This window comes from Schinkia azotoformans LMG 9581 (assembly GCF_000307855.1).
Lineage (GTDB): Bacteria > Bacillota > Bacilli > Bacillales > Bacillaceae_J > Schinkia > Schinkia azotoformans.
The window spans coordinates 1-23,714 of the sequence record NZ_AJLR01000159.1; the positions used below are offsets into that span (position 1 = coordinate 1).

19 protein-coding genes are annotated in these 23,714 nt (G+C 38.6%); 12 read left to right on the forward strand and 7 right to left on the reverse strand.

The window, feature by feature from the left end:
- Positions 1–76: 76 nt before the first annotated feature.
- A complete protein-coding gene (locus BAZO_RS20695; protein WP_003333450.1) occupies positions 77–958 on the reverse strand; it encodes a cyclic di-GMP-binding domain-containing protein, MshE-related in 882 nt (293 codons plus the stop codon).
- 15 nt (positions 959–973) lie between these two features.
- Positions 974–1,345: a response regulator transcription factor gene (locus BAZO_RS20700; protein WP_003333451.1), complete on the reverse strand. Its 372-nt coding sequence runs from the start codon at positions 1,343–1,345 to the stop codon at positions 974–976.
- A 400-nt stretch (positions 1,346–1,745) separates the two neighbouring features.
- Between BAZO_RS20700 and glgB the strand changes: the two genes are divergently transcribed.
- From glgB to BAZO_RS20735, 7 genes are all read left to right on the forward strand, one after another.
- The gene (gene glgB / locus BAZO_RS20705) at positions 1,746–3,761 is read left to right on the forward strand and encodes a 1,4-alpha-glucan branching protein GlgB (protein WP_003333452.1); all 2,016 of its coding nucleotides are present in this window, start codon (positions 1,746–1,748) and stop codon (positions 3,759–3,761) included.
- Entirely contained in the window at positions 3,691–4,824 is a 1,134-nt protein-coding gene (locus BAZO_RS20710; protein WP_039957869.1) for a glucose-1-phosphate adenylyltransferase, read from the forward strand. Before glgB ends, BAZO_RS20710 begins: the two co-directional genes overlap by 71 nt.
- 12 nt (positions 4,825–4,836) lie before the next feature.
- A complete protein-coding gene (locus tag BAZO_RS20715) occupies positions 4,837–5,874 on the forward strand; it encodes a GlgC family sugar phosphate nucleotidyltransferase (RefSeq protein WP_003333454.1) in 1,038 nt (345 codons plus the stop codon).
- Entirely contained in the window at positions 5,871–7,307 is a 1,437-nt protein-coding gene (gene glgA / locus BAZO_RS20720) for a glycogen synthase GlgA (RefSeq protein ID WP_003333455.1), read from the forward strand. The genes BAZO_RS20715 and glgA overlap by 4 nt, the downstream gene beginning before the upstream one ends.
- Before the next feature lie 49 nt (positions 7,308–7,356).
- Positions 7,357–9,753 carry a glycogen/starch/alpha-glucan phosphorylase gene (locus tag BAZO_RS20725; RefSeq protein ID WP_003333457.1) on the forward strand — a complete coding sequence of 799 codons (2,397 nt, stop codon included), beginning with the start codon at positions 7,357–7,359 and terminating at the stop codon, positions 9,751–9,753.
- A gap of 133 nt (positions 9,754–9,886) precedes the next feature.
- Positions 9,887–11,179, forward strand: coding sequence for an S-layer homology domain-containing protein (locus tag BAZO_RS20730; protein WP_003333458.1), 1,293 nt, complete (start codon positions 9,887–9,889; stop codon positions 11,177–11,179).
- A gap of 113 nt (positions 11,180–11,292) precedes the next feature.
- Positions 11,293–11,733: a universal stress protein gene (locus BAZO_RS20735; protein WP_003333459.1), complete on the forward strand. Its 441-nt coding sequence runs from the start codon at positions 11,293–11,295 to the stop codon at positions 11,731–11,733.
- A gap of 110 nt (positions 11,734–11,843) precedes the next feature.
- Here the strand turns inward: BAZO_RS20735 and BAZO_RS20740 are convergent, their stop codons facing one another.
- The 3 genes from BAZO_RS20740 to BAZO_RS20750 all read right to left on the reverse strand — a co-directional run bounded on the left by BAZO_RS20740 (position 11,844) and on the right by BAZO_RS20750 (position 14,571).
- Positions 11,844–12,641, reverse strand: a complete 798-nt coding sequence (locus tag BAZO_RS20740; protein ID WP_003333460.1) for a TIGR00266 family protein — start codon at positions 12,639–12,641, stop codon at positions 11,844–11,846.
- Between the two features lie 137 nt (positions 12,642–12,778).
- Positions 12,779–13,531: a TraR/DksA C4-type zinc finger protein gene (locus tag BAZO_RS20745; protein WP_003333461.1), complete on the reverse strand. Its 753-nt coding sequence runs from the start codon at positions 13,529–13,531 to the stop codon at positions 12,779–12,781.
- Between the two features lie 104 nt (positions 13,532–13,635).
- Positions 13,636–14,571, reverse strand: a complete 936-nt coding sequence (locus BAZO_RS20750; protein WP_003333462.1) for a 1,4-dihydroxy-2-naphthoate polyprenyltransferase — start codon at positions 14,569–14,571, stop codon at positions 13,636–13,638.
- Between the two features lie 415 nt (positions 14,572–14,986).
- On the opposite strand from BAZO_RS20750, the gene BAZO_RS20755 reads away from it, so the two are divergent.
- The 5 genes from BAZO_RS20755 (at position 14,987) to BAZO_RS20775 (ending at position 21,409) form a co-directional block, all read left to right on the forward strand.
- Entirely contained in the window at positions 14,987–16,390 is a 1,404-nt protein-coding gene (locus BAZO_RS20755; RefSeq protein ID WP_003333463.1) for an isochorismate synthase, read from the forward strand.
- Complete coding sequence (menD, locus tag BAZO_RS20760; RefSeq protein WP_003333464.1) at positions 16,390–18,180, forward strand: 2-succinyl-5-enolpyruvyl-6-hydroxy-3-cyclohexene-1-carboxylic-acid synthase; 1,791 nt, start codon at positions 16,390–16,392, stop codon at positions 18,178–18,180. The genes BAZO_RS20755 and menD overlap by 1 nt, the downstream gene beginning before the upstream one ends.
- Entirely contained in the window at positions 18,170–18,997 is an 828-nt protein-coding gene (gene menH / locus BAZO_RS20765; protein WP_003333465.1) for a 2-succinyl-6-hydroxy-2,4-cyclohexadiene-1-carboxylate synthase, read from the forward strand. Before menD ends, menH begins: the two co-directional genes overlap by 11 nt.
- The gene (gene menB / locus BAZO_RS20770) at positions 18,997–19,821 is read left to right on the forward strand and encodes a 1,4-dihydroxy-2-naphthoyl-CoA synthase (protein WP_003333467.1); all 825 of its coding nucleotides are present in this window, start codon (positions 18,997–18,999) and stop codon (positions 19,819–19,821) included. The genes menH and menB overlap by 1 nt, the downstream gene beginning before the upstream one ends.
- Before the next feature lie 130 nt (positions 19,822–19,951).
- Positions 19,952–21,409: an o-succinylbenzoate--CoA ligase gene (locus tag BAZO_RS20775; protein WP_039957876.1), complete on the forward strand. Its 1,458-nt coding sequence runs from the start codon at positions 19,952–19,954 to the stop codon at positions 21,407–21,409.
- Between the two features lie 181 nt (positions 21,410–21,590).
- Here the strand turns inward: BAZO_RS20775 and BAZO_RS20780 are convergent, their stop codons facing one another.
- Positions 21,591–23,009, reverse strand: a complete 1,419-nt coding sequence (locus tag BAZO_RS20780; RefSeq protein WP_003333469.1) for a TRAP transporter large permease — start codon at positions 23,007–23,009, stop codon at positions 21,591–21,593.
- Position 23,010: 1 nt separating this feature from the next.
- Positions 23,011–23,523 carry a TRAP transporter small permease gene (locus BAZO_RS20785; protein WP_003333470.1) on the reverse strand — a complete coding sequence of 171 codons (513 nt, stop codon included), beginning with the start codon at positions 23,521–23,523 and terminating at the stop codon, positions 23,011–23,013.
- Positions 23,524–23,714 lie beyond the last annotated feature (191 nt).

Sequence of the window (23,714 nt, forward strand, 5' to 3'; positions counted from 1 at the left end):
TCGAATCCCGTACGGGTCATCTAAAAAAAGACTAACAGAATGTTAGTCTTTTTTTGTAGTTCGGATATTACTTGCCCTACCAAATCATAACATCTATAGCACCAAAAGACAGATAGGCAGTTACAATTACTGCATTAACCGGAACAATAGCATTTTCATGAATTTGCTGGGGCTCCATATTAAGTTCTACACCACGATTGGACATATTAACTAAAAAGATTCCATTATGTAGATTTAAAAATTCACTGACAGAAGCCTTGGCGAGCTCGTCTATTTCATCGATCGTTTCTTCAGCGTAAATGGAAGCGAATTTAATAAAGGTTTCTTCATCGCAGCCCATTCCTGTTGAAAGTGTTTGCTCACCAGCTCCAGTTCCCTTAATTAATTGGGTAACCATCCAATTGGCTTTATATTGATCATTTACCTTTTTGGCTTCTAGACGTACTTGGTCATCAATAAAGCGAATCAAATTTTTTGCAAAAAGAGATAAGTAATTCGCATATAACTTCTTATTAGAAATATCTTCTAAACCAACGATAGTTTCGACTAATGTGTCAATATCTCCAGCTTTAATAGCATCAAATTGCTCATCTGATAAACTATGTTCTTTTTTATAATTACTTAACGCCGTTGAAAATTGATCAATATTCAAAATCCCGAGATCAACTAGGGCTTGTCCTAGTATTAAATGATTTTGTTTTTGACCTGAAAGCAATTGATCAAGCTGTTCTTCAGTAAGAAAACCGAGCTCGATCGCGATCTCGCCGAATCTTTTATCAATCTGCTTCTGCTTTTCATGAACTTCTTCCACTTGAAACGGTGTCATATAGCCAGCATTAACGGATAAGACGCCCAATTTAACATGTGTTTCAGCCTGCAGCTCTAACGCTTCTTTTAACTGTTCCGTATTGATTAATCCTTTGTTCAATAAATAATGCCCAAAATATTGACTAAACATAGTAAATTTCCCCCGCTACTCTTTAATTATTTTTTCGATAATATTTGCAACAGCTTCCAATGTTACTGGTTTTTGAATAAAATCATAGGCACCTAGTTCAATTGCTTTTCGTAAATGTGATTGTGTACCTGCGGAAGAAGCCATGACCACTTTAATATCTGAGTTATATTCTTTTATTTCTTTAAGAGCTTCAATTCCATCTTTATCAGGCATGATAATATCTAAAAATACAACGTCTGGCTGTTCCTGCTTTACAAGTTCAATTGCTATTTTTCCGTTTTCTGCTTCAAAAATATTTTTGCAATTGCATTTTTCAAGAATGCTTCTAAGCTTTTTACGAATTAATACTGAATCATCAACTAATAAGAATTTTAAATTGACTTCCATTATGGGAGCACTCCTTACATAAGATATTATTCCACAATGTTAAATTTCGTTAGAAAGTGTAAAAATCCTGCATAAAATGACGACATGTGGAAAATATTCCGAGATTTGCCACAATCTTTAAAAAAAGTGTTTATTGTCTCGTTTTTACTATTTTGCTATAATTGAAATTGGTTGTAAGGCATATCCTCATGTAGGGTACATAATTTATTGAGAAGACATCATTTGTCTTCTCATTTTTTTTGCCCAAAATTCATTTTGGAAATATAACAAATTTTCGACATTTTTGTATTGTTTACAAATTTTTAACAGATCATTAAAGGATTTTCATGTATACTTCTTGAATATAGGTTTTTAGACAGAAGTTGTCACCAAGAACGTGTTAGTAAGGAGAGGTATTTCAATGGTAATTTCCCATCCGACAGAGTATGATGCCTATTTATTTCATCTTGGCCAGCTTTTTCAAAGCTATAAAACGTTTGGGGCGCATATTGGAAAAGAAAAAGGTGTTTTAGGAGTTCGGTTTACGGTTTGGGCTCCGCATGCTGAAAAGATTAGTGTAATTGGCGATTTTAATAATTGGATTGGGGACCATTATCATTTAGAAAAATTGAACGAAGAAGGTATCTGGACTAACTTTTTTCCAAAAGTTTCTGAAGGAGCCTTATACAAATATGAAATCACCACTGCAGATGGCCGGATCTTAAGAAAGAGTGACCCCTTCGCCTTTTATTCAGAAAAACGTCCACATACAGCTTCGATTATTTACAATCTTTCAAACTATGAGTGGAATGATAATACGTGGTTCCATCATAAAAAACAGCATTTATCCTACAATGAACCAATGTTTATTTACGAGGTTCATTTGGGAACATGGAAAACAAAGGAGAATGGAGAGTTTTTATCATATCGTGAACTTGCTGATGAATTGATTCCATATGTTGTCGAAGCTGGTTATACCCATATAGAATTATTGCCGCTAGTTGAACATCCATTTGATCGTTCATGGGGGTACCAAGGGACAGGTTATTATTCAGTAACGAGTCGATACGGGAGTCCACATGAGTTTATGGAGTTCGTCGATAAATGCCATCAGCATGGGATTGGAGTTATATTGGATTGGGTGCCAGGTCATTTCTGTAAAGATGCTCACGGCCTTTATTTGTTTGATGGGGAACCGACGTTTGAGTATGCTAATCCTTTTGTGATGCAAAATGACGTTTGGGGAACAGCCAACTTCGATTTAGGCAAAACAGAGGTCCAAAGCTTCTTGATTTCAAATGCCATATTCTGGATGGATGTCTATCATATTGATGGGCTTCGCGTGGATGCTGTGGCCAATATGCTGTATTGGGACATGAATGGCGATGGTACGATTCGGGAAAATCAATATGCCGTTCAGTTTCTAAGAGCCCTTAATGAGCAGGTCTTTAAATACAACCCCACCGCTTTGATGATTGCTGAAGATTCTACAGAATGGCCATTAGTGACGGCTCCGACGACAACTGGTGGATTAGGATTTAATTATAAATGGAATATGGGCTGGATGAATGATGTATTGGAATACATGGAACTTAATCCAGTCTATCGAAAATACCATCATAATTTACTGACCTTTTCCCTTTTATATGCGTATACAGAAAACTTTGTCCTTCCGTTTTCACATGATGAAGTCGTTCATGGGAAAAAGTCTTTACTGAATAAAATGCCGGGAGATTATTGGCAAAAATTTGCGCAGCTTCGTTTATTATATGGTTATTTAATGGCGCATCCGGGGAAGAAATTAGTTTTCATGGGTGGGGAGCTTGGTCAATTTGAAGAGTGGAAAGACTTGGAACAGATTGATTGGTTTCTATTAAATTATGACATGCATAATAAAATCCATGCATATACTAAAAAGCTGTTAAAATTTTATAAAGAAGAAAGATCCCTTTGGGAGCTTGACTTAAGCTGGGATGGATTTCAGTGGATTGACCCGGATAATAAAGAACAAAGTATTTTATCTTTTATGAGAAAATCCAAAAATAAGAACGATTTTTTAATTATTGTTTGTAATTTTACCCCTGTTGTTTATCAGGATTTCAAGGTTGGTGTACCATTGCATGCTTCGTACGTTGAAGTGTTTTCCAGCGACGAAACGGAATTTGGCGGTACAGGACAAGTAAATACCGGGGAGCTTATAAGCAAAAAGAGAAATTGGCATGGGCAACCGTATTATATTTCAATAAAAATACCGCCGTTTGGTATTTCAATCTTGCGTCCTACGAAAAAGATACGTCGAATTTATCAGCTTGGTAAAAGTAAATTTCAAAATAAATTCACCTCATTAACGAAAGGGAGAAGAGTAAATGCGTCGAAAAAAATGTATTGCAATGCTTCTGGCTGGAGGGCAAGGAAGCCGCTTAAGTTTACTAACTAGAAATCTTGCAAAACCAGCTGTGCCATTTGGCGGTAAATATCGGATCATTGACTTTCCTTTAAGTAATTGTACAAACTCATGTATCTATACAGTAGGTGTTTTAACGCAATATAAGCCGCTTGTATTGAATTCATACATAGGTATTGGCAGTGCTTGGGACTTGGATAGAAGAGATGGTGGTGTAACAGTATTGCCACCTTATATGGAACAGGATGGCGGTCGGTGGTACCGTGGAACAGCTAATGCAATCTTTCAAAATATGAATTTTATCGAGCACTACGATCCTGAACATGTGTTGATTTTATCGGGTGACCATATTTACAAGATGGATTATTCTAAAATGCTTGATTACCATATTAAAAGAGGTGCGGATGCAACGATCTCTGTTATCGAAGTACCGTGGGATGAAGCAAGTCGTTTTGGAATTATGAATACGAACGAGGATTTAGAAATCACTGAATTTGAAGAGAAGCCGGACCATCCCAAAAACAATTTGGCTTCGATGGGAATCTATATTTTTAAATGGGCAACATTACGAACTTATTTAGAAATGGATGATCGTAATTCAGACTCGAGCCATGACTTTGGGAAGGATATCATTCCTCTAATGCTGGAAGAAGGGCTTAAGCTAAATGCCTATCCTTTCAAAGGATATTGGAAGGACGTTGGAACAGTAAAAAGCCTATGGGAAGCTAATATGGATTTACTGGAAGATCAGCCGGAGCTTGATTTAAATGATTATAACTGGAGGATTTATTCCGTTAATCCAAATCAACCCCCACAATATATTGCGCCAACAGCAACCGTTCATCAGTCATTAGTTAATGAAGGCTGCATGGTAAATGGTACAGTGGAGCACTCTGTTTTATTCCCGGGAGTACATATTGGCAAGGGTACAATCGTGAAGGATTCCGTAGTTATGCCAGGTGCGAGAATTGGGGCTAACTGCCGGATTGAAAATGCCATTATTGCCAGCGATATGATGATTGAGAATGACCGTATTATTTTACCTGAGAAGAAAGGCCAGGTTGTATTAGTAGCAGAAGAGAAAATTAGCTGTTAGAGGTGAAATACAATGAGTAATGAAATGTTAGGGTTAATAGATGCAACAACAAGCTTCGGCGATTTAAAAGAATTAACGATGATGCGCTCATCAGCAGCGGTTCCCTTTGGGGGACGTTATCGCCTTATAGATTTCGCTTTATCAAATATGGTAAACTCAGGAATACAAAGTGTGGCGATTTTTCCGAAATATCATTATCGTTCCTTAATGGACCATCTTGGTTCAGGTAAGGATTGGGATTTAAATAGAAAAAAAGATGGACTCTTTTTCTTCCCACCACCGTTCAACTCGCAAAATGACCATTTAGCATCTGTATTGCACTATATTAAATATCATAAGGATTATTTATATCGTAGTACACAGGAGTATGCTGTAATAGCTGGAAGTAATACGATTTGTAATCTTGATTTTAATGATGTTTTAAACCGTCATATTGAAACTGGAGCTGACATTACCGAGGTTTGCAAAAATGGTGAGCCCCTTGATATGTATATTCTTAAAAAGACGTTGCTCTTAGATATACTTGATGCGCATCATGATGAGTCACGCTACAGTCGTTATGGTCTTTGTGATGTGATTGAAAAATTCCCACAAAAACTAACCTGTCACAGTTATGAATATGATGGGTATGCCGTAACCATTAATTCTATAACAGATTATTACCGATATAGTCTTGAGTTATTACAGCCGGAAATTATGGAGCATTTATTTTCACCAAAACGACCAATTTATACAAAGGTTAAGGATGAACCACCAACAAGATATAGCAAGAATGCGATTGTAAAGAATGCGCAAATAGCGAACGGCTGTATCATCGAGGGACATATTGAAAATAGTATTATTTTTCGTGGTGTAAAAGTTGGAAAAGATGCTGTCATTAAGAACAGCATCATTATGCAAAAGAGCCAAATTGGGGAAGGTGCGGTACTTGAAGGTGTCATACTTGATAAAGATGTTACGATTAATGACCAGGTAAAAATGTATGGGACTGCGGAGGCACCTGTTGTTATTCAAAAGGGTAGTGTACAAGGAGCGCTGATGAATTCGTGAATATATTGTTTGTAGTTTCTGAATGCGTACCATTCATTAAATCCGGTGGTCTAGCCGATGTTGCTGGAGCCCTGCCAAAGGAATTAAAGAAGCTTGGCAGTGAAGTGCGGGTTATCATGCCAAAATATGGTGCCATTGGACAGCAGTTTAAAGATAAAATGGAGAAAATGGTTGAAATTAATGTGCAATTAAGCTGGAGAAACCAATATTGTGGAATCGAAAAGCTAGAGTATGAGGGAATAGTATATTATTTCATAGATAATGAGTACTATTTTAAGCGGGATACAATGTATGGTCATTATGATGATGGAGAACGGTTCTCTTATTTCTGCCGGGCTGTTTTAGAGGCGATTCCACACTTGGATTTTAATCCGGAAATCCTGCATTGCCATGATTGGCATACAGGAATGGTACCGTTTTTACTTAACGCGCAGTATCGGGACTTAAAGGAATATGCTGATATTCGTACAATATTCACGATCCATAATCTGCAATTCCAAGGAATTTTTCCGAGAGAAATTCTAGGTGATTTATTAAATCTGGATGATTCTTATTTTGATGAGCAGCTGGAATTCTATGGCTGTGTAAATTTCATGAAGGCGGCGATTGTCTCTTCCGATTTAATAACAACAGTCAGCCCAACCTATATGAATGAAATCCAAATGCCTTATTACGGGGAGAGGCTGGATGGGCTGTTGCGTTCAAGGCATACGGCATTAAAAGGGATTTTAAATGGAATCGATGCTGATATTTATAATCCTGGTAAAGACCCTTCTATCATACAAAACTATGATCAAAATTCTCCGGAAAATAAAATAAAAAATAAGCTTCATCTTCAAAAAATGTTTGGATTAGAAGAGAATGCCAATATTCCATTAATCTCCATCATTTCGAGATTAACAAGCCAAAAAGGATTAGACCTTGTTAAACTGGTATTTGATGAGGTCATAGCCCATGATATCCAGTTTATTGTACTAGGAACCGGTGACACCGAATTTGAAGATTATTTTCGGACAATGGAAAGCTTGAACAGAAAAAAGGTTCGGGCATATATTGGTTTTAATGAGGAACTTGCCCATCAAATTTACGCTGGTTCAGACTTATTTTTAATGCCGTCTAAATTTGAACCATGTGGGCTCGGGCAATTAATTGCTTTGCGCTATGGAACGATTCCGATTGTTCGTGAAACGGGTGGTCTTAATGATACAGTAACCTCCTATAATGAAAAGACGCAAACTGGAAATGGCTTTACTTTTAAAAATTACAATGCCCATGACATGCTTTATACTATCCAACGTGCTCTTCATTTTTATAATCAAAAGCATGTATGGGAAAAACTCGTAAAAACGGCAATGGCGCAGGATTATAGCTGGTCTCAATCAGCCCAAAAGTATAACGGAATGTATAAGGTCCTAGCCGAGGGGCAATATTGATTGAACATATCTATAATCTGAAATTTGCAAGTTGAGGGGGAGCTTATTAATGTTCTCGACGAAAGATGCTTTTAAGCAACAATTCCTTGAAAAATATGAAATTATGTATGGTAAAAGTTTTGAGGAGTCCACTCTGCCTGAACTATATAATACATTGGGACAAATGGTTCGTGAATATGTAAGTCATGCTTGGATTGAGACGAATGAAAGAAATCGCGCGAATCATAAAAAGCAAACCTACTATTTCTCAATTGAATTTCTATTAGGAAGATTATTGGGCAGCAATTTATTAAACCTAGGGGTTCAGGATGTAGTAGAAGCAGGCTTAAAAGAACTTGGTGTTGATTTAAGAGAAGTAGAAGAACAGGAAGTAGATGCCGGTCTTGGAAATGGAGGCTTAGGCCGTCTTGCTGCCTGTTTCTTAGATTCATTAGCATCCCTTTCCTTACCAGGGCATGGTGTAGGCATCCGCTATAAGCATGGGTTATTTGACCAAAGAATTATTGACGGCTATCAGGTTGAATTGCCAGAGCAATGGTTAAGAAACGGAAACGTTTGGGAAATTAGAAAAGCGAGTCAGTCAATCGAAGTTAAATTTGGTGGAGATATTCAGGTTTCCTACGGAAATGGACCGTTAATGTTTCACCATATCAACGCGGAGACCGTTACAGCCGTACCGTATGATATGCCTGTGATTGGCTATGAAAATAAAACGATCAATACTTTAAGGCTATGGAGTGCGGAGCCTTCCCAGTTTCGACCTGACAAAGGGGATGTCATGAAATATAAACGGGAAACAGAAGCGATATCTGAATTCCTTTATCCGGATGACTCCCATATTGAAGGGAAAATTTTGCGGTTAAAGCAGCAATATTTTCTTGTTTCAGCTGGGTTAAAAAATATTGTTAGGACCTATTTGAAAAATAATGATCATCTAAGCGATTTTCATAATAAGGTAGCGATTCATATTAATGATACACATCCAGTATTAGCGATTCCGGAATTGATGCGAATATTAATGGATGAACATGGAATGGGTTGGGAAGAAGCATGGCATATTACGACCAATACCATTTCCTATACGAACCATACGACGTTATCGGAGGCCCTTGAGAAGTGGCCAATCTCCATCTTTAAACCGCTTCTCCCTCGAATTTATATGATTGTCGAGGAAATTAACGAGCGTTATTGTAGGGGATTATGGGATAAGTATACTGGGGATTGGAAAAGGATCGAAGAGATGGCGATTATTGCCCATGGTGTCATCAAAATGGCGCATCTAGCTATTGTCGGCAGCCACAGTGTCAATGGGGTGGCCAAAATCCATACAGATATACTAAAAGAGCGGGAAATGAAGCTGTTTTATGACTATTATCCAACCAAGTTTAATAATAAGACAAACGGAATTACCCACCGTCGCTGGTTGATAAAAGCAAATCCTGAGCTTGCTCGGACGATTTCTGAGGCAATCGGTGATAAATGGATTGCGAAACCGGAGCACTTATCGGCACTTCTTCCGTTTGCAAATGATGCCGGCTTTAAACAAAAGGCATATGAGGTTAAATACCAGAATAAGCTTGCCTTTGCCAGACAGATTAAGCAATTAACAGGTATTGCAATTGATGAACATTCTATTTTTGATGTTCAAGTTAAAAGACTTCATGCCTATAAACGTCAGCTTTTAAATATTTTGCATATCATGTATTTGTATAATCGCTTGCAGGAGGATTCTAATTTTTCTATCACACCTCACACTTTTATATTTGGTGCAAAAGCATCTCCTGGTTATTATTATGCAAAAAAAATAATCAAATTAATAAATACACTAGCTGCAAAAATAAATGATGATCCAAAAACAAAAGATTTATTAAAAGTCATTTTTGTAGAAAATTATCGAGTTTCTTTAGCTGAAACGATTATTCCCGCTGCAGATGTTAGTGAGCAAATTTCTACAGCAAGTAAGGAAGCATCCGGTACGGGAAATATGAAGTTTATGATGAACGGTGCAGTTACTCTTGGTACGATGGACGGGGCCAATGTGGAAATCCATGAAGAGGTAGGTCCGGGCAATATCTTTACCTTTGGATTAACAGCAGAGCAAGTTCTAGCCTATCAAAGAAATGGTGGTTATCGGGCAATTGAATATTATCATCATGATCAAAGCCTGAATCAAGTCATCAACCAGTTAATTAATGGTTTCTTTCCTGTCCCTGCCCATGAATTTGAAACGATTTACGATTCCTTGCTCGTCCAAAATGATGAATATTTTGTTCTGAAAGACTTTGGCACCTACGTCCGTGCCCACGAAAAAGTCGGAGAAGCCTATCGAAATCGCGATCAATGGCTAGAGAAAAGTATTATCAATATCGCCAAATCGGGACGCTTCTCAAGTGATCGTACCATCCAGGAATATGCGGATGAAATTTGGGGAATTACCCGTTCGTAATTTTAATAAAAAGGATACCGATTTTAGTGTATTCGGTATTCTTTTTTCTATTCGATTTTTGAAACTTTAAGATTAATAATATGGTAGAATATAAGTGTACTGGTAAAAACTAGATTTATAGGAGGCGTTATTCATGAAAAAAAGAGTAACTTCATTGGTATTGTCAGCACTTTTAGTAGCGAGCCCACTTACTTCAGCAAGTGCAAATAATGACCAAGCCGTTACGCGTGGGGAATTTTTTAAACTTGTCGTCGATCATTTAGGGTATGATGCAGCAAATCTGAAGGTTGAACTACCAAAGGATATTTCCGCCAATTCACCATATGCTAATGCTGCAAAAGTATTAAAAGACAAAAAAATAGTAGTTGGCTTTGAAGATGGCACTTTTAAACCAAATCAAACGATTACTCCGGCAGAAGCAAGCAGCATCGTTTCTCGTTTTCTAGCAATACAAGGAGATGCAACATCTGCTTTAGCATCTACATATGGAATCACTTTTGAAAATACGAAAATCCTTACTTTAGAAAAAGCTGAGGAAATCGTTTCAAAAGCTTTAACAAGCGATAAAACGGCTTTAGAGCTTTTAGATAAAACGACGGCTGCCCAAAACGAGCAAAAGTCTTTCAAAGCTGATGCTACAATGTCCATGGAATTTAAGCTGAAGGAAGGAACACCTGAAATTCCGGGGATGACAAACGGCATGAAAATGAACAGCGATATTGTCATGAGCTTTAATCGAGAAAAGGGATTGCTTCAAACTATTACAACAAAAGTGCCAAACCCTGAAACGAATAAAGAAGTGGAGATGGTCATCGACCAATATTTTGTTCCAGAAGGCATTTTTATGAGAATGACGGATCCAAACTCGGGCGAGGACCAATGGTTGGACATGAGTGCCGCTATGCCACTATCATTTGAGGAACTTATGAATATCAATGAAGATAATATGAATATGATGAATGATTTAAATCGTAAATATTTCTTCTATAGAGATTTGGGTAAGGAACAAGTAAATGGACAAAGTCAGTACAAGCTTGGATTTAGCGGTAAAATTAACTCATTAGAAGAAATCATCGGTATGATGTCAAGCGTCTTAAAAGACCAATCCAATACTTTACTTTCTGACTTAGAAGGCATGCCTAATATTGAAATGACAATGGATGGAACGATGATGGTGGATGAAAAAACATTACTACCAACACACCAAACGATTCAATTTGAAATTAAATATGGAGCAGCAAAGGACCCTGCGCTGGAAATGCCAATTGAAAGCATTCATTATGTGATGGATCTAAACTTTTCAGATTTCAATAATGTAAATGATATTGTGTTGCCGGAAGCTGCTAAAAATGCTGAAAAATTTCCAAGTTTAGAGGACATCCCAGAAGGATTCGAACAACTGCCTCAGCCTACTGAAAAACAGTAGAACCTTTGATTGAATTTTGCAAAAAGGTTCTAAAAATAGACGTAAATAACAAGACTTTTAATCTCGATCGTGTTGTAAAATATAATGTAGAATATGGAAATGGAGTGAGAGAAATGTTAACCTTTTATTCTAGAATTCTCGTAGCATATGATGGGTCTGACTTAAGTAAAAAAGCATTAGATATGGCAATGGCATTAGCAAAGCAGGATGAAAGAATCGAATTAACAGTTGTAGCTGTTTCTAATCCTCCAACTGCCACTTCAATGGGAAGTTATGGTATTTATAACCAAGAATTAATAAATGAAATAAGAGAAAATGCAGAAAAGATTCTTAGTGAAGTAAAAGAAAAAATTGCTGAACTGCCAAATAAAACAGCTGCTGTTGTCCTAGAAGGCAACCCGGGCAGATTAATTGTCGATCATGCAAACCAAACAAGCTGTGATTTGATCGTGATGGGCAGCAGAGGCTTAAGTGGAATTAAAGAAATGTTCTTAGGAAGCACAAGCCATTTTGTTGTTCAAAAAGCAAATTGTCCCGTATTTATTGTGAAGTAATGAGAAAAGCAGAAGCGTCCGTTCAGCAAAGTTTATACGTCGCTGGGCGCTGGAGCTGGACAATGAAGAGGCTGACCCTATAGCATGGGCTAGCCTCTTCAGCTTTTCGATTAGTCGTTGTCCCCATCAAAAAAGTTTCCGATACCACCGAGGATGCTGCCTTCACCACGGCTTTTTCCACCAGCGCTTGGAGCTGAAGCAAAAATTCGATCTGCCAAGCGGCTAAATGGAAGCGATTGAACCCAAACCGTGCCTGGTCCTTGAACGGTCGCAAAGAATAATCCCTCTCCGCCAAAGAAAGCCGTTTTAATTTTACCAACATATTCAATGTTATAATCAATATCCCTTGTCATCGCAACTAGACAGCCAGTGTCAATTTTTAAGCGTTCACCAGGTTGCAGCTCTCTCCTATAGATCGTTCCACCGGCATGGAGGAAAGCTAAGCCATCTCCTTCAAGCTTTTGCATAATAAAGCCTTCACCACCGAAAAAGCCGGCACCCAGCCTGCGTTGAAATTCAATTCCAACTGCAACTCCTTTAGCGGCACATAAAAACGCATCTTTTTGACAAATTACTTTACCACCAAGCTCACTTAAATCCATTGGAATAATCTTACCGGGATAGGGAGCTGCAAAAGAAACATGCTTAATGGAAGGACTTTGGTTGGTAAACACGGTCATAAATAAGCTTTCGCCTGTCAGAATACGTTTACCTGCACCTAGTAATTTTCCGAATAATCCTTTGTCTGAAGAAGCTCCATCGCCAAAAATGGTTTCCATTTCGATGCCATCCTCTTGCATCATCATCGCCCCGGCTTCGGCAATGGTGCTTTCACCCGGATCTAGTTCGATTTCAACAAATTGCATATCATCGCCATAAAGTTTATATTCGATTTCATGTGAATTCATGCGAAACTCCTCCTTTGATATGTATCAACCTCATTATAACATGTGGCCCATACAAATTTTCCCATGCAATTAAAAATATTCTTTAGAAAAAGGACTGTTTCCCCACTACAGGAACAGTCCTTTTTCAGTATTAATATTTATTCATCATTATCAAAAGACTCCAATTCAGCCCCACCAAGATTACCAGTAACCGCCATAACATCCTCTGAATCAAGACGATCTTCATATAATTCATGGATTACATTAGGGAAAACCTGAATATTATTACCTGAAATATCAGTGGCAACAAAGCTTTCAATGTCCTCCACAAAACCAACATTTTCATCCGAATCCATATACATGTCATTATAATCTAACATACTTGGATCAAGAAAGTCGGAGGGTGTATCAGAACTTCCGTATCTCCCAACATCTTGCCAGGAATCCTCGGCATCGTAAAAGGTTGCATCTTTTCCATCATTTACAAACTTTTCATAGGGTGGGCTTAATATATCTTCTTCCACTGGACGGTCATGCGATACCTCGTTGTCTGGGGTATGTTCAATACAGTGGGTAGCGGTAGGCAATGCCTTTAGCCGATCAACAGGTATGTCCTTCCCACATTCCTCACATTTTCCGTACGTTCCCTTGTCGATATTGGCGAGCGCATGGTTTATATCTTTAATTTCTTTTTCCGTGTGTTCTACTAGGGCAATGTCCTTTCCACGTTCGAAAAGCTCGGTTCCATGATCTCCAGGATGGTTATCATAATTCGAGAGTTCGCCGATGGAGTCATGCACCCCGGCACGCTCTGTATCGTAATAATCGGTTGCTTCCAATCCTTCTAATTTTTCTTTTTTCCGTTTAAGTAATTCAGCTTTTAGAGATGAAAGTTCATTAGGAGTAAGCATGGAAAAACGCTCCTTTTGACCAAATTTTCTGCCTCAAAATTAGTATGAACAAAAAAGGCCAAATCATCCCCGCAAAAAAAGCACATGATACAAAGATCATGTGCTTAAACCCAATAACTTAGTAATAATCCGGCTGCGACAAGGAAGCCAAATATTGTATTCGTTTGAGCTGTAGCTTTCATTGCCGGCATCATCTGGATTGGAAGAGTCTTTCCTTTAAAACCTTGTACGGCTTTCATTGCCTTTGGCAGGCTTCCGAATACGATTAATAACCATGGAGAAACAATCCCCATAGCCATTAGTATAATGATCCAAGCATAGGAAACTGTAAACATTCCAGCAAGAAGCTTAATAGCATTTTCTCTACCAAGAAGAATCGCAAGTGTTCGGCGTCCGCTTTCTTTATCTCCATCAAGATCACGAATATTATTAGATAGCATGATTGCACCAATTAAAATAGAAATTGGAATTGAGATTAAAAAACTTTCTAATGAAATCGAATCTGTCTGGATAAAATATGAAATGAGGATAATCACAACCCCCATAAAGAAGCCGGAAACAATTTCTCCAAAAGGAGAATAAGCAATTGGATAAGGACCACCGGTATAAAAATAAGCTGTAAACATACAAACTATACCGATTGCCGCAATCCACCAACTGGAACTTGCGCAAATATATACACCAAGAAGAATCGCTATTGCAAAAAAGCTTAATGCAACATTTAAAATTGTCTTTGGTGCAATCCCATCGCGGACGATACCGCCACCAATTCCAATCGATTCTTCAGTATCCAGACCACGTTTATAATCATAATATTCATTAAATAAATTAGTGGCTGCCTGAATAAGAATACTTGATAGGAGCATAGCCAAGAACAACAATATATTTGCATGACCGTCTAGTAGTGCCAAGGCACTGCCGATAGACACTGGTACAAAAGCAGCTGTTAACGTGTGGGGCCTTAATTGACGATACCAAATTTTCCACATACTCTTATTTTTATTAATACCCAGTTGCTGTTCCGGAATTTTTATTTCCACCTTTAAGTTGTCCCCCTTTCGATTCCCCAAACGACAAACTTAAAACAACTTTTATTTAGTGTGTAAAATACATCAAAATTCTACACTTTCATTATTTGTCATACTTATTTAGTTTAGGAAAAACACCCCCTTGTGTCAATGGTTTTCAGCGAATATGCACAAATTGACAGGGCATACTAAATCAAATTCGACTTGGCGAGTTTGTGCCTAGATTTTTTCGAGCTTGATCGAAAAACTACCTTTAAAAATCGCATGGCTCGCCGGAGGCTTCATGTTACCACTTATATTAGTGGAGGCTTCTGCTGAATAAAGTTATTAAATTACGAATTTCTACAAGTTTTGCACCTATTGATAGGTAAAAACATTGAAGTATGTTAAAATATGTTGAGTTACGTTTTTCTAAGGGGGAGAAGTAGTGGTAACGATTCAACAAAGTACAATACACAAAAAAATCGCTTATGGAGTTGAACAAGCAAAGTCTGTTTCTCACTCTATATTGGTTAGTACTAGTACAAAAGTTGATTTAATTATAGACCCGGTTACCTTCTATGAAAGAGGAAAGAACCGCACAGGTGAAAGGATATTCTGGTCCGCACCTAGTGGGGATTTTGTCATGGTTGGAATTGGAAATGCGTACACCTTTGAAAGCAATGGTGGCAATAATTTTGGACAAGTAGAGAAGGAATGGATCGAACTAAATGAATTTAGTGTGATTGAGCCGAAGGAAAGAGTATCAGGAGTAGGGCCGGTAATATTGGGAGCATTCTCCTTTGATCCAAGAAAAGAAAAAACGAAACTTTGGGGTTCCTTCCCCGTTTCCAAAATGATGCTTCCGCAGCATTTATTGACAATTACTAAGAATGAATTCTGGTTAACATTAAATGTTGTTGTTCATGGTGATACAAATGTAGACGAAATCGTAGAATCTTTATCAAAAGAGCAAAAGGATTTATGTAAGGATGCCCATATTCCTTATGAAGCCTCTTTTGGTAAAGAATTTATAATAGAAGAAGTTTCGAAGGATGAATGGATTTCATCAGTTGATACTGTTGCGAGTCAGATTCGAAATAACGAAATTGAAAAAGTAGTGCTTGCACGGGAAATTCGTGTAAAAAGTGATTTTCTATTTAAAACTGAAGATATCTTAAATCGTCTTAGAAAAGAACAACCGTCAAGCTATATTTTTGCGGTTGAAAGTGGTCAGGATTGCTTTATAGGTGCCTCCCCAGAGCGCTTAATTAAGAAGGAAGGGGAAGAGGCTTTTACAACTTGTTTAGCCGGTTCCATTGCAAGAGGAAATTCGGAAGAAGAGGACGACCATCTTGGCAATGAACTTTTACAGGACCAAAAAAATCTACATGAGCATGAAGTAGTGGTTCGAGCAATTAGATCTGCCTTTGAACAAGGTTGTGATCGGGTTATCGTACCGGAAAATCCAACTTTATATAAAGTTCGTGATATTCAACATCTCTATACGCCGATTATTGGTAAGGTAAAAAATACGGTATCGTTATTAACCCTTGTTGAAAAACTTCATCCTACTCCGGCATTAGGTGGATATCCGCGTGAAGAAGCTCTTCGTAAAATAAGAGAAATTGAACATTTAGATCGAGGCTTATATGCAGGTCCTATTGGCTGGCTTGATAGTAATGGTGATGGTGAATTTGCTGTAGGGATTCGCTCAGGGTTATTACAAGGAAAAGAAGCCTCATTGTTTGCCGGATGTGGAATAGTCGGAAATTCAGATTCAATCGAAGAATATAAAGAGACACAAATGAAATTAAGACCAATGCTTTCTGCATTAGGGGGATCATTTTAATGACATCAGCGAGTAAAGCATTATCGGTTTATGTTGCTGCTTTTTTGGATGAATTAGTGCGGTCAAATGTAAAGAATATTGTCGTAAGCCCAGGATCGAGATCAACGCCCATTGCAATGGTTGCAGCTGAGCATCCCGACTTACATGTATGGTTAAATGTTGATGAGCGTTCAGCTGCTTTTTTTGCCTTAGGAATGGCGAAAGCACGAAGAGAGCCGGTGGCCATTGTATGTACATCCGGAACTGCAGTTGCTAATTATATGCCGGCAGTAGTGGAAGCAAAGGAGTCGCAGGTTCCGTTGATTGTATTGACTGCGGACCGCCCACATGAATTGAGAGACATTGGTGCACCTCAGGCCATTGATCAGCTCAATTTTTTTGGGAAGCAAGTGAAATGGTTTGTTGAAATGGCAATCCCGGAGGAAAGTCCGGAAATTCTTCGTTACGTACGTACTGTTGCGGCAAGAGCGGTTTCTACATCGCTAAGTGGCCCGAGCGGACCTGTTCATCTGAATTTTCCATTTCGTGAGCCACTTGTTCCAATTATCGAGGATGAACATATTTGGGAAAGCGGTTTGGATCATAGAACACAATTCGTTAAGGCAGCCGAATCAAAGTTGATGATGAAGGATGAGGAATTGGAATTGCTGGCAAGCGGGCTCACTCGAATTGAGCGGGGATTGATTATTTGCGGCCCATTGGACCGTCCTGGCTTTGCAGAAGAAGTTGTTGCCCTTGGTGATAAATTAAGCTTTCCGGTTATCGCAGACCCGTTATCACAATTACGAAGCGGCGTGTATAATAAAAAACTAGTTATTGATAGTTATGACGCATTTTTGCGTGACGAATACATATCACAGGAACTTGTCCCTGAAGTAGTGATCCGATTTGGGGCCATGCCGGTCTCAAAGGCTGTATTATTATTTTTGAAAAAAAATCCGCAGATTAAGCAAATTATTATTGATGGAGAAGGGCTATGGCGTGACCCGACACTCTTAGCATCAGAGGTAATTCACGCTGACCCTGTTTTATTTTGCCGATTATTAAACAAGATTCTTTTGGAAAATAAAGGGCGAAAAACGGGGGAGCCTACCAGTAATTGGCTTGAAAGTTGGATAAGGGCAGACCGTGTCGCTGGGGAAGTACTCCAACATTTTGGAAATGAAGAACAGGAATTTGAAGGTCAGGTAGTCCTACGTATCGCTGAGAATTTGCCGGATAATGCGACCCTTTTTGTTGGTAATAGTATGCCGATTAGAGATGTTGACAGCTTTTTCTTAAATACGGAACGGAACATTCGCATCATGGCCAATAGGGGTGCAAACGGAATTGATGGAACAATTTCGGCAGCGCTTGGTGCTAGTACAGTAGCAGAGCCGCTTATTCTTCTAGTTGGAGATTTAACCTTTTACCATGATTTGAATGGGCTCTTAGCTGCAAAGCTACATAAGTTGAATGCCACAATTGTGATTGTGAATAACGAAGGCGGGGGAATTTTTTCATTCCTGCCACAAAGTGAACACCCGAAAAATTTTGAGCTGTTATTTGGAACGCCATTAGGTCTTGATTATAGTTATGTTGTAAAGATGTATGGCGGTGAGTTTAAGAGAATTGACGACTGGAATGAGTTGTCGGCCGCAATTAAAAACAGTAAAGATGTTGAGGGATTAAACGTAATTGAAGTTAGAACTGACCGTTCATTGAATGCTGAAAAACATCGTAAAATTTGGCGGATTGCAAACGAAACTATCAAAGCAAACTGGGAGCAGGGTGAAGGAGATGCACATTAAAGTAAATGGCATCAATTATCACGTGAAGACAATCGGCGAAGGTGAACCACTTCTTCTTTTACATGGATTTACCGGTACACTTCAGACCTGGGAACCGTTTATTAACGATTGGAGCCGCTCCTTTAAGCTTATTTTAATAGATATAATCGGCCACGGTAAAACAGATCATCCCGAGGATGTTGATCGTTATTCAATGGATAATGTAGTCCATGACTTAAAGGAGATTTTACATACACTGAATATTAAAAAGGTCCATCTACTGGGGTATTCGATGGGTGGCCGGGTTGCATTGTCCTTTTCAATTCTATATCCTGAATATGTCCTTTCATTAATTTTGGAAAGCAGTTCGCCAGGATTGGAGCCTGAAGAGGAACGACTTGCGAGAATAGATAAGGATAATCAATTAGCCGAAAGAATAGAGCGGGTCGGCATTCATGAATTTGTAGACTATTGGGAGAAAATCCCGTTATTTTCTACGCAGGAACAAAGGTTGTCTGATGTCAGAAAACAATCCATACGTCAAGAAAGACTAGAAAATAGCACTCAAGGCTTGGCTAATAGCCTTCGCGGCATGGGCACAGGCGTCCAACCTTCATGGTGGGACCGGCTTGCTTATTTTCAAAAGCCTGTTTTATTGTTGGTAGGGGAAGATGATCAAAAGTTTTGTATGATAGGAGAGAAAATGCACAAGCTTTTTCCAAATTCAAAAATTTTAATCATAAATGACACCGGTCATGCAATTCATGTGGAACAACCAGAAATTTTTGGTAAAATAGTATTTGACTATTTAAAAATGGACAAACGGGAGGTATTCTAATGGCAGTAGAATGGGTAGCGAAATATCCAGGCAAGTATGAAGAAATTCTTTATGAAAAATATAATGGTATTGCAAAAATTACAATCAATCGTCCGCATGTACATAATGCGTTCACACCACTGACTGTGGGGGAAATGATTGATGCTTTTGCTGATGCACGTGATGATTCTGAAGTTGGCGTTATTATTTTGACAGGTGCTGGTGAAAAAGCATTCTGTTCAGGCGGCGACCAGTCAGTCCGCGGTCATGGCGGATATGTCGGCAAGGATAATATCCCACGTTTAAATGTACTTGATTTACAACGTTTAATCCGTGTTATTCCAAAGCCGGTTGTTGCGATGGTAGCAGGTTACGCCATCGGCGGCGGACATGTTCTACATATCGTTTGCGACTTAACAATTGCGGCTGAAAATGCTGTCTTTGGTCAAACTGGTCCGAAGGTTGGAAGCTTTGATGCTGGTTATGGTTCCGGCTATTTAGCGCGCATTATTGGTCACAAAAAAGCTCGTGAAATCTGGTATTTATGCCGTCAATACAACGCACAACAAGCCCTTGATATGGGACTAGTTAACACTGTTGTACCGTTAGAAAAACTAGAGGAAGAAACAATTCAATGGTGTAATGAAATGCTTGAAAAATCACCAACAGCACTTCGTTTCCTAAAAGCAGCATTCAACGCTGATACAGATGGTTTAGCAGGAATCCAACAATTTGCTGGGGATGCTACGCTGCTATACTATACAACTGATGAGGCAAAAGAAGGCCGTGACGCCTTTAAAGAAAAGCGCACACCAGACTTCAATCAGTTCCCGCGTTTCCCTTAATAGGTAAGGATTTTTTGAGTGAAGAACAGTTTAGCAACTTCTTATGCTAAGCTGTTTTTTCAATTAACTGGGACACAGGGGCGGGTTCTTTGTCCCGGAAGGAGGGTGAGGAATATTGGCAAGTGATATTATGCCGAATTGGCTTATTAAAAGAGCGGATCTTTCACCGGAAAGAGTAGCACTAATTACTGAGGAGGCAACTTGGACGTTTAACGAACTGCATAAATTATCGGTTTCTGCTGCCAATAAACTATCAGCATTAGGTGTGAAGCATGGTGATCACGTTGCAGTTTTAATCGGAAACCGCAAAGAATTTTTGTTTCTTCTGCATGGTCTCGAATATATTGGGGCAGTGGCTGTACTGTTGAATACAAAATTGACATCCCATGAAATCAGCTGGCAACTTGAAAATTCAGAGAGCAGGCTTTTAGTATTTGATGATGTTTTCCTAGAAAAACTTGAAAATGCTCCAAAAGCCGTAAAACAGCTTTCATTAGCTGAGTTCATTAACGCTGAGGAAGGAAAGGCAACAATCCGTTTTGAATATGATTTGAACGAAGTACATACGATTATTTATACTTCAGGAACGACCGGAAACCCTAAAGGAGTCATGCTTTCCTATGGAAACCATTGGTGGAATGCAGTTAGTTCATCCTTAAATCTAGGCTTACATATGGATGACTGTTGGCTATGTGTAACACCTTTATTTCACGTCAGTGGTCTTTCAATTTTAATGAAAAGTGTGTTCTACGGCATGCCTATTTATTTAGTAGAAAAATTTGATCCAGCTAAGGTAAATATGGCGATTGAAAATTATCATGTTACGCATATTTCTGTTGTAAGCCAAATGCTTGTTAGATTGGTAGCAGATCTTGGGGAAAGGGTGTATCCGAAATCGTTTAGATGTGCACTATTAGGGGGAGGCCCTGCGCCAAAACCGCTTTTAGAAATATGTAAAGAAAAAGGGATTCCAGTATATCAATCGTATGGGATGACAGAAACCTCTTCGCAAATCGCAACATTAAGTACAGAATATATGCTATCTAAGCTTGGCTCTGCCGGAAAATCACTTTTCCCGGCACAGTTAAGAATCGAAAAAGATGGTAAGGAACAGTCTGCTAATGAAGCTGGTGAAATTGTTGTCAAAGGCCCTGTTGTTACAAAAGGCTATTGGAAGAACGAAGAAGCAACAGAGAAAAGCATTGTAAATGCTTGGTTGTATACAGGAGATATCGGCTATTTGGATGAAGATGGTTTTTTATATGTGCTTGACCGCCGCAATGATTTAATCATTTCTGGTGGTGAAAATATATATCCAGCGGAAATTGAAGCCGTTATTTTATCACACTCGGCGATTGAAGAAGCCGGAGTTGTTGGCCAAAGTGATGAAAAGTGGGGGCAAGTGCCGATTGCATTTGTAAAAACATGGGATGGCGAGATGGTTACAAAAGAAGAAATCCTTAGTCTTTGCAAGGAACGATTAGCAAAATATAAAGTACCAGTTGATGTGATCTTCGTAGAGGATGGATTGCCACGGAACGCATCAAACAAACTAATGCGCAAGGAATTACGGAAGTTACTCGATTGATTGGGACGGAGAACCCGATTGGGACAGAGTTCCCGACCCCGTGGCCCGAGACTCAGAACCTGCCCCCTATGACCCAGGTGGAAAACGAAAAGGACAAAGGTTAAATAAATAAACCTTTGTCCTTTCTATTTATTGTTCGACCTCACTGCCCACCCCTAGGCAAATGAATAAAAATATTGTTTTATTGCAATCCATATAAGAAGTTTGGTAACCATAAGCTTAATTGTGGTACAAATGTTACGATTGCAAGAGCAACAACTGTAGCTAATAACCATGGCCCAGTTGCTTTTGTAACATCGACAAGTGACATTTTGGAAATACCACTGGCTACGTACAAGTTCAGTCCGACCGGTGGCGTGATCATACCGATCTCCATGTTAACGATGATAATGATACCAAAGTGAATTGGGTCAATTCCTAATGCCATCGCTACCGGGAAAAGGATTGGAGCAAGAATTGTTATAATTGCTGTTGGCTCCATAAATTGTCCGGCAATAAATAAGATTAAGTTAACAATTAAAAGGAACGCGATTGGTCCCATATTCATATCCTTAATAACTGAAACAAGCTCATGAGGGATTCGCTCTAAAGTTAGAATGTGAGCGAATACCATCGCCATAGCAATGATAAAGAATAACATTGCTGTTGTCTTCGTAGATTCAATTAAAATGCCAGGTATATCTTTGATTCTTAAATCTCTGTGGATGAAAAATCCAACAATTAATCCGAAGAAGCAAGCTACGGCAGCTGATTCTGTCGGTGTAAACAAGCCGGAATAAATACCACCGATAACTAAAATAGGTAATGATAAACTCCAAATTGATTCGCGAAAAGCTTTCATTTTTTCAGAGAATGTAGCCTTAGGGCTAAGCGGATATTTATTTTTCTTTGCTACATAAAAACTTACAAATGCAAGAAGTCCTGCTAAAAAAATTCCTGGTACGATACCAGCTAAGAACATTCTTCCTACTGATTGTTCAACTGTAACACAGTATACAATCATCGGTACGCTTGGCGGTATAAGAATTCCAAGAGAACCAGCAGTGGCAATTGAACCTACCCCATAACTTTTCGGGTATCCAAATTTCACCATCGCTGGAATCATAATACCTCCAATCGCTGCAACGGTTGCTGGGGATGAACCAGATATAGCCGCGAATAAAGCACATGACATAATAGCCGCAATTGATAAACCACCAGGTAAATGACCGATATACGCATTAGCTAAATTAATAAGACGTTTCGCAACACCGCCAGTTGTAAAGATGTTACCAGCTAGTACGAAAAAGGGAATCGCCATTAATGGAAAGTTATCAAGACCAGAAAACACTTTTCCAGCTAAATCAGGAAGCGGATCGGTTGTAAAAAAATAAATAACTGCAAAAGATGCTAAACCTAATGAAATCGCAATCGGTAAACCTAAAAATAAACATAAGAATAATAATGAAAATACCGCTAAAGCTGCACTGCCTATCATAACTGAATAAATAACGCCGACTAATGATAGAACAATAAAGAATAATGAACTATATTTTTTTAATGGTGTTCCTGACTTTGGCATCAAAGGTTGCTCTAATGTTTGTTTAGGTACTGCATTCATTTTAATGTGCACCGCCTTCCTGTTGTTCAGCTAAGAGCTGTTCTGTCGGAGTTTTAATTGCTTTAATTAATTCTTGAAGATAACGGAATGTCATTAATGTAAATGCTATTGCAACAATGCCCTTTGGAATGTACATAGGGATTTCCATCTCCGGGGATACATTACCGAACTGCGCTAAAATTCCAATATGCTGATAACCTAGAATAGCAACAACAAGGCAGAACAAAATATTTAAACTATACATAAAAAGGATCATCCCTTTTTGTAAATTAGGAGAAAACTGCTTTACAAGTAAATCTACACCAAGATGAACTTTTTCACGTACACCAATTGAAGCACCGATCAAACCAACAAAAATCAATAAATAGTTAACCGCTTCTTGCGTGAAGCCTAAACTTGAACCAAAACCTCTACGTAAAATAACCTCAATAAATGCGAAAGTCGTTGCAAGCGATAAGGCAAGGCCGCATAGTAATTCCTCGGCTCTCGAGATAATTTTATTTAAGAAATTCAATGTTTTCACATCCCTTATCATCATACTTATGTCGAAATTTGTCTAACAATAGTTTTAAAAATAAGGGGCGTATCAGCCCCTTATTTTGTTCATGAAGTCTAGCTCCAGCGCCCAGCGACTAGTGGACTTCACCCACCTCCCTACGATAAGTCAACATCGACTCAGCATAGCTTCGTCGCCGGATATCCTTT

What these genes read in the sequence shown, in the direction of transcription:
- BAZO_RS20695 (WP_003333450.1), bottom strand. Translation starts at nt 958, where the DNA reads ATGTTTAGTCAATATTTTGGGCATTATTTATTGAACAAAGGATTAATC.
- BAZO_RS20700 (WP_003333451.1), bottom strand. Translation starts at nt 1,345, where the DNA reads ATGGAAGTCAATTTAAAATTCTTATTAGTTGATGATTCAGTATTAATT.
- glgB (WP_003333452.1), top strand. Translation starts at nt 1,746, where the DNA reads ATGGTAATTTCCCATCCGACAGAGTATGATGCCTATTTATTTCATCTT.
- BAZO_RS20710 (WP_039957869.1), top strand. Translation starts at nt 3,691, where the DNA reads ATGCGTCGAAAAAAATGTATTGCAATGCTTCTGGCTGGAGGGCAAGGA.
- BAZO_RS20715 (WP_003333454.1), top strand. Translation starts at nt 4,837, where the DNA reads ATGAGTAATGAAATGTTAGGGTTAATAGATGCAACAACAAGCTTCGGC.
- BAZO_RS20725 (WP_003333457.1), top strand. Translation starts at nt 7,357, where the DNA reads ATGTTCTCGACGAAAGATGCTTTTAAGCAACAATTCCTTGAAAAATAT.
- BAZO_RS20730 (WP_003333458.1), top strand. Translation starts at nt 9,887, where the DNA reads ATGAAAAAAAGAGTAACTTCATTGGTATTGTCAGCACTTTTAGTAGCG.
- BAZO_RS20735 (WP_003333459.1), top strand. Translation starts at nt 11,293, where the DNA reads ATGTTAACCTTTTATTCTAGAATTCTCGTAGCATATGATGGGTCTGAC.
- BAZO_RS20740 (WP_003333460.1), bottom strand. Translation starts at nt 12,641, where the DNA reads ATGAATTCACATGAAATCGAATATAAACTTTATGGCGATGATATGCAA.
- BAZO_RS20745 (WP_003333461.1), bottom strand. Translation starts at nt 13,531, where the DNA reads ATGCTTACTCCTAATGAACTTTCATCTCTAAAAGCTGAATTACTTAAA.
- menD (WP_003333464.1), top strand. Translation starts at nt 16,390, where the DNA reads ATGACATCAGCGAGTAAAGCATTATCGGTTTATGTTGCTGCTTTTTTG.
- menH (WP_003333465.1), top strand. Translation starts at nt 18,170, where the DNA reads ATGCACATTAAAGTAAATGGCATCAATTATCACGTGAAGACAATCGGC.
- menB (WP_003333467.1), top strand. Translation starts at nt 18,997, where the DNA reads ATGGCAGTAGAATGGGTAGCGAAATATCCAGGCAAGTATGAAGAAATT.
- BAZO_RS20775 (WP_039957876.1), top strand. Translation starts at nt 19,952, where the DNA reads ATGCCGAATTGGCTTATTAAAAGAGCGGATCTTTCACCGGAAAGAGTA.
- BAZO_RS20780 (WP_003333469.1), bottom strand. Translation starts at nt 23,009, where the DNA reads ATGAATGCAGTACCTAAACAAACATTAGAGCAACCTTTGATGCCAAAG.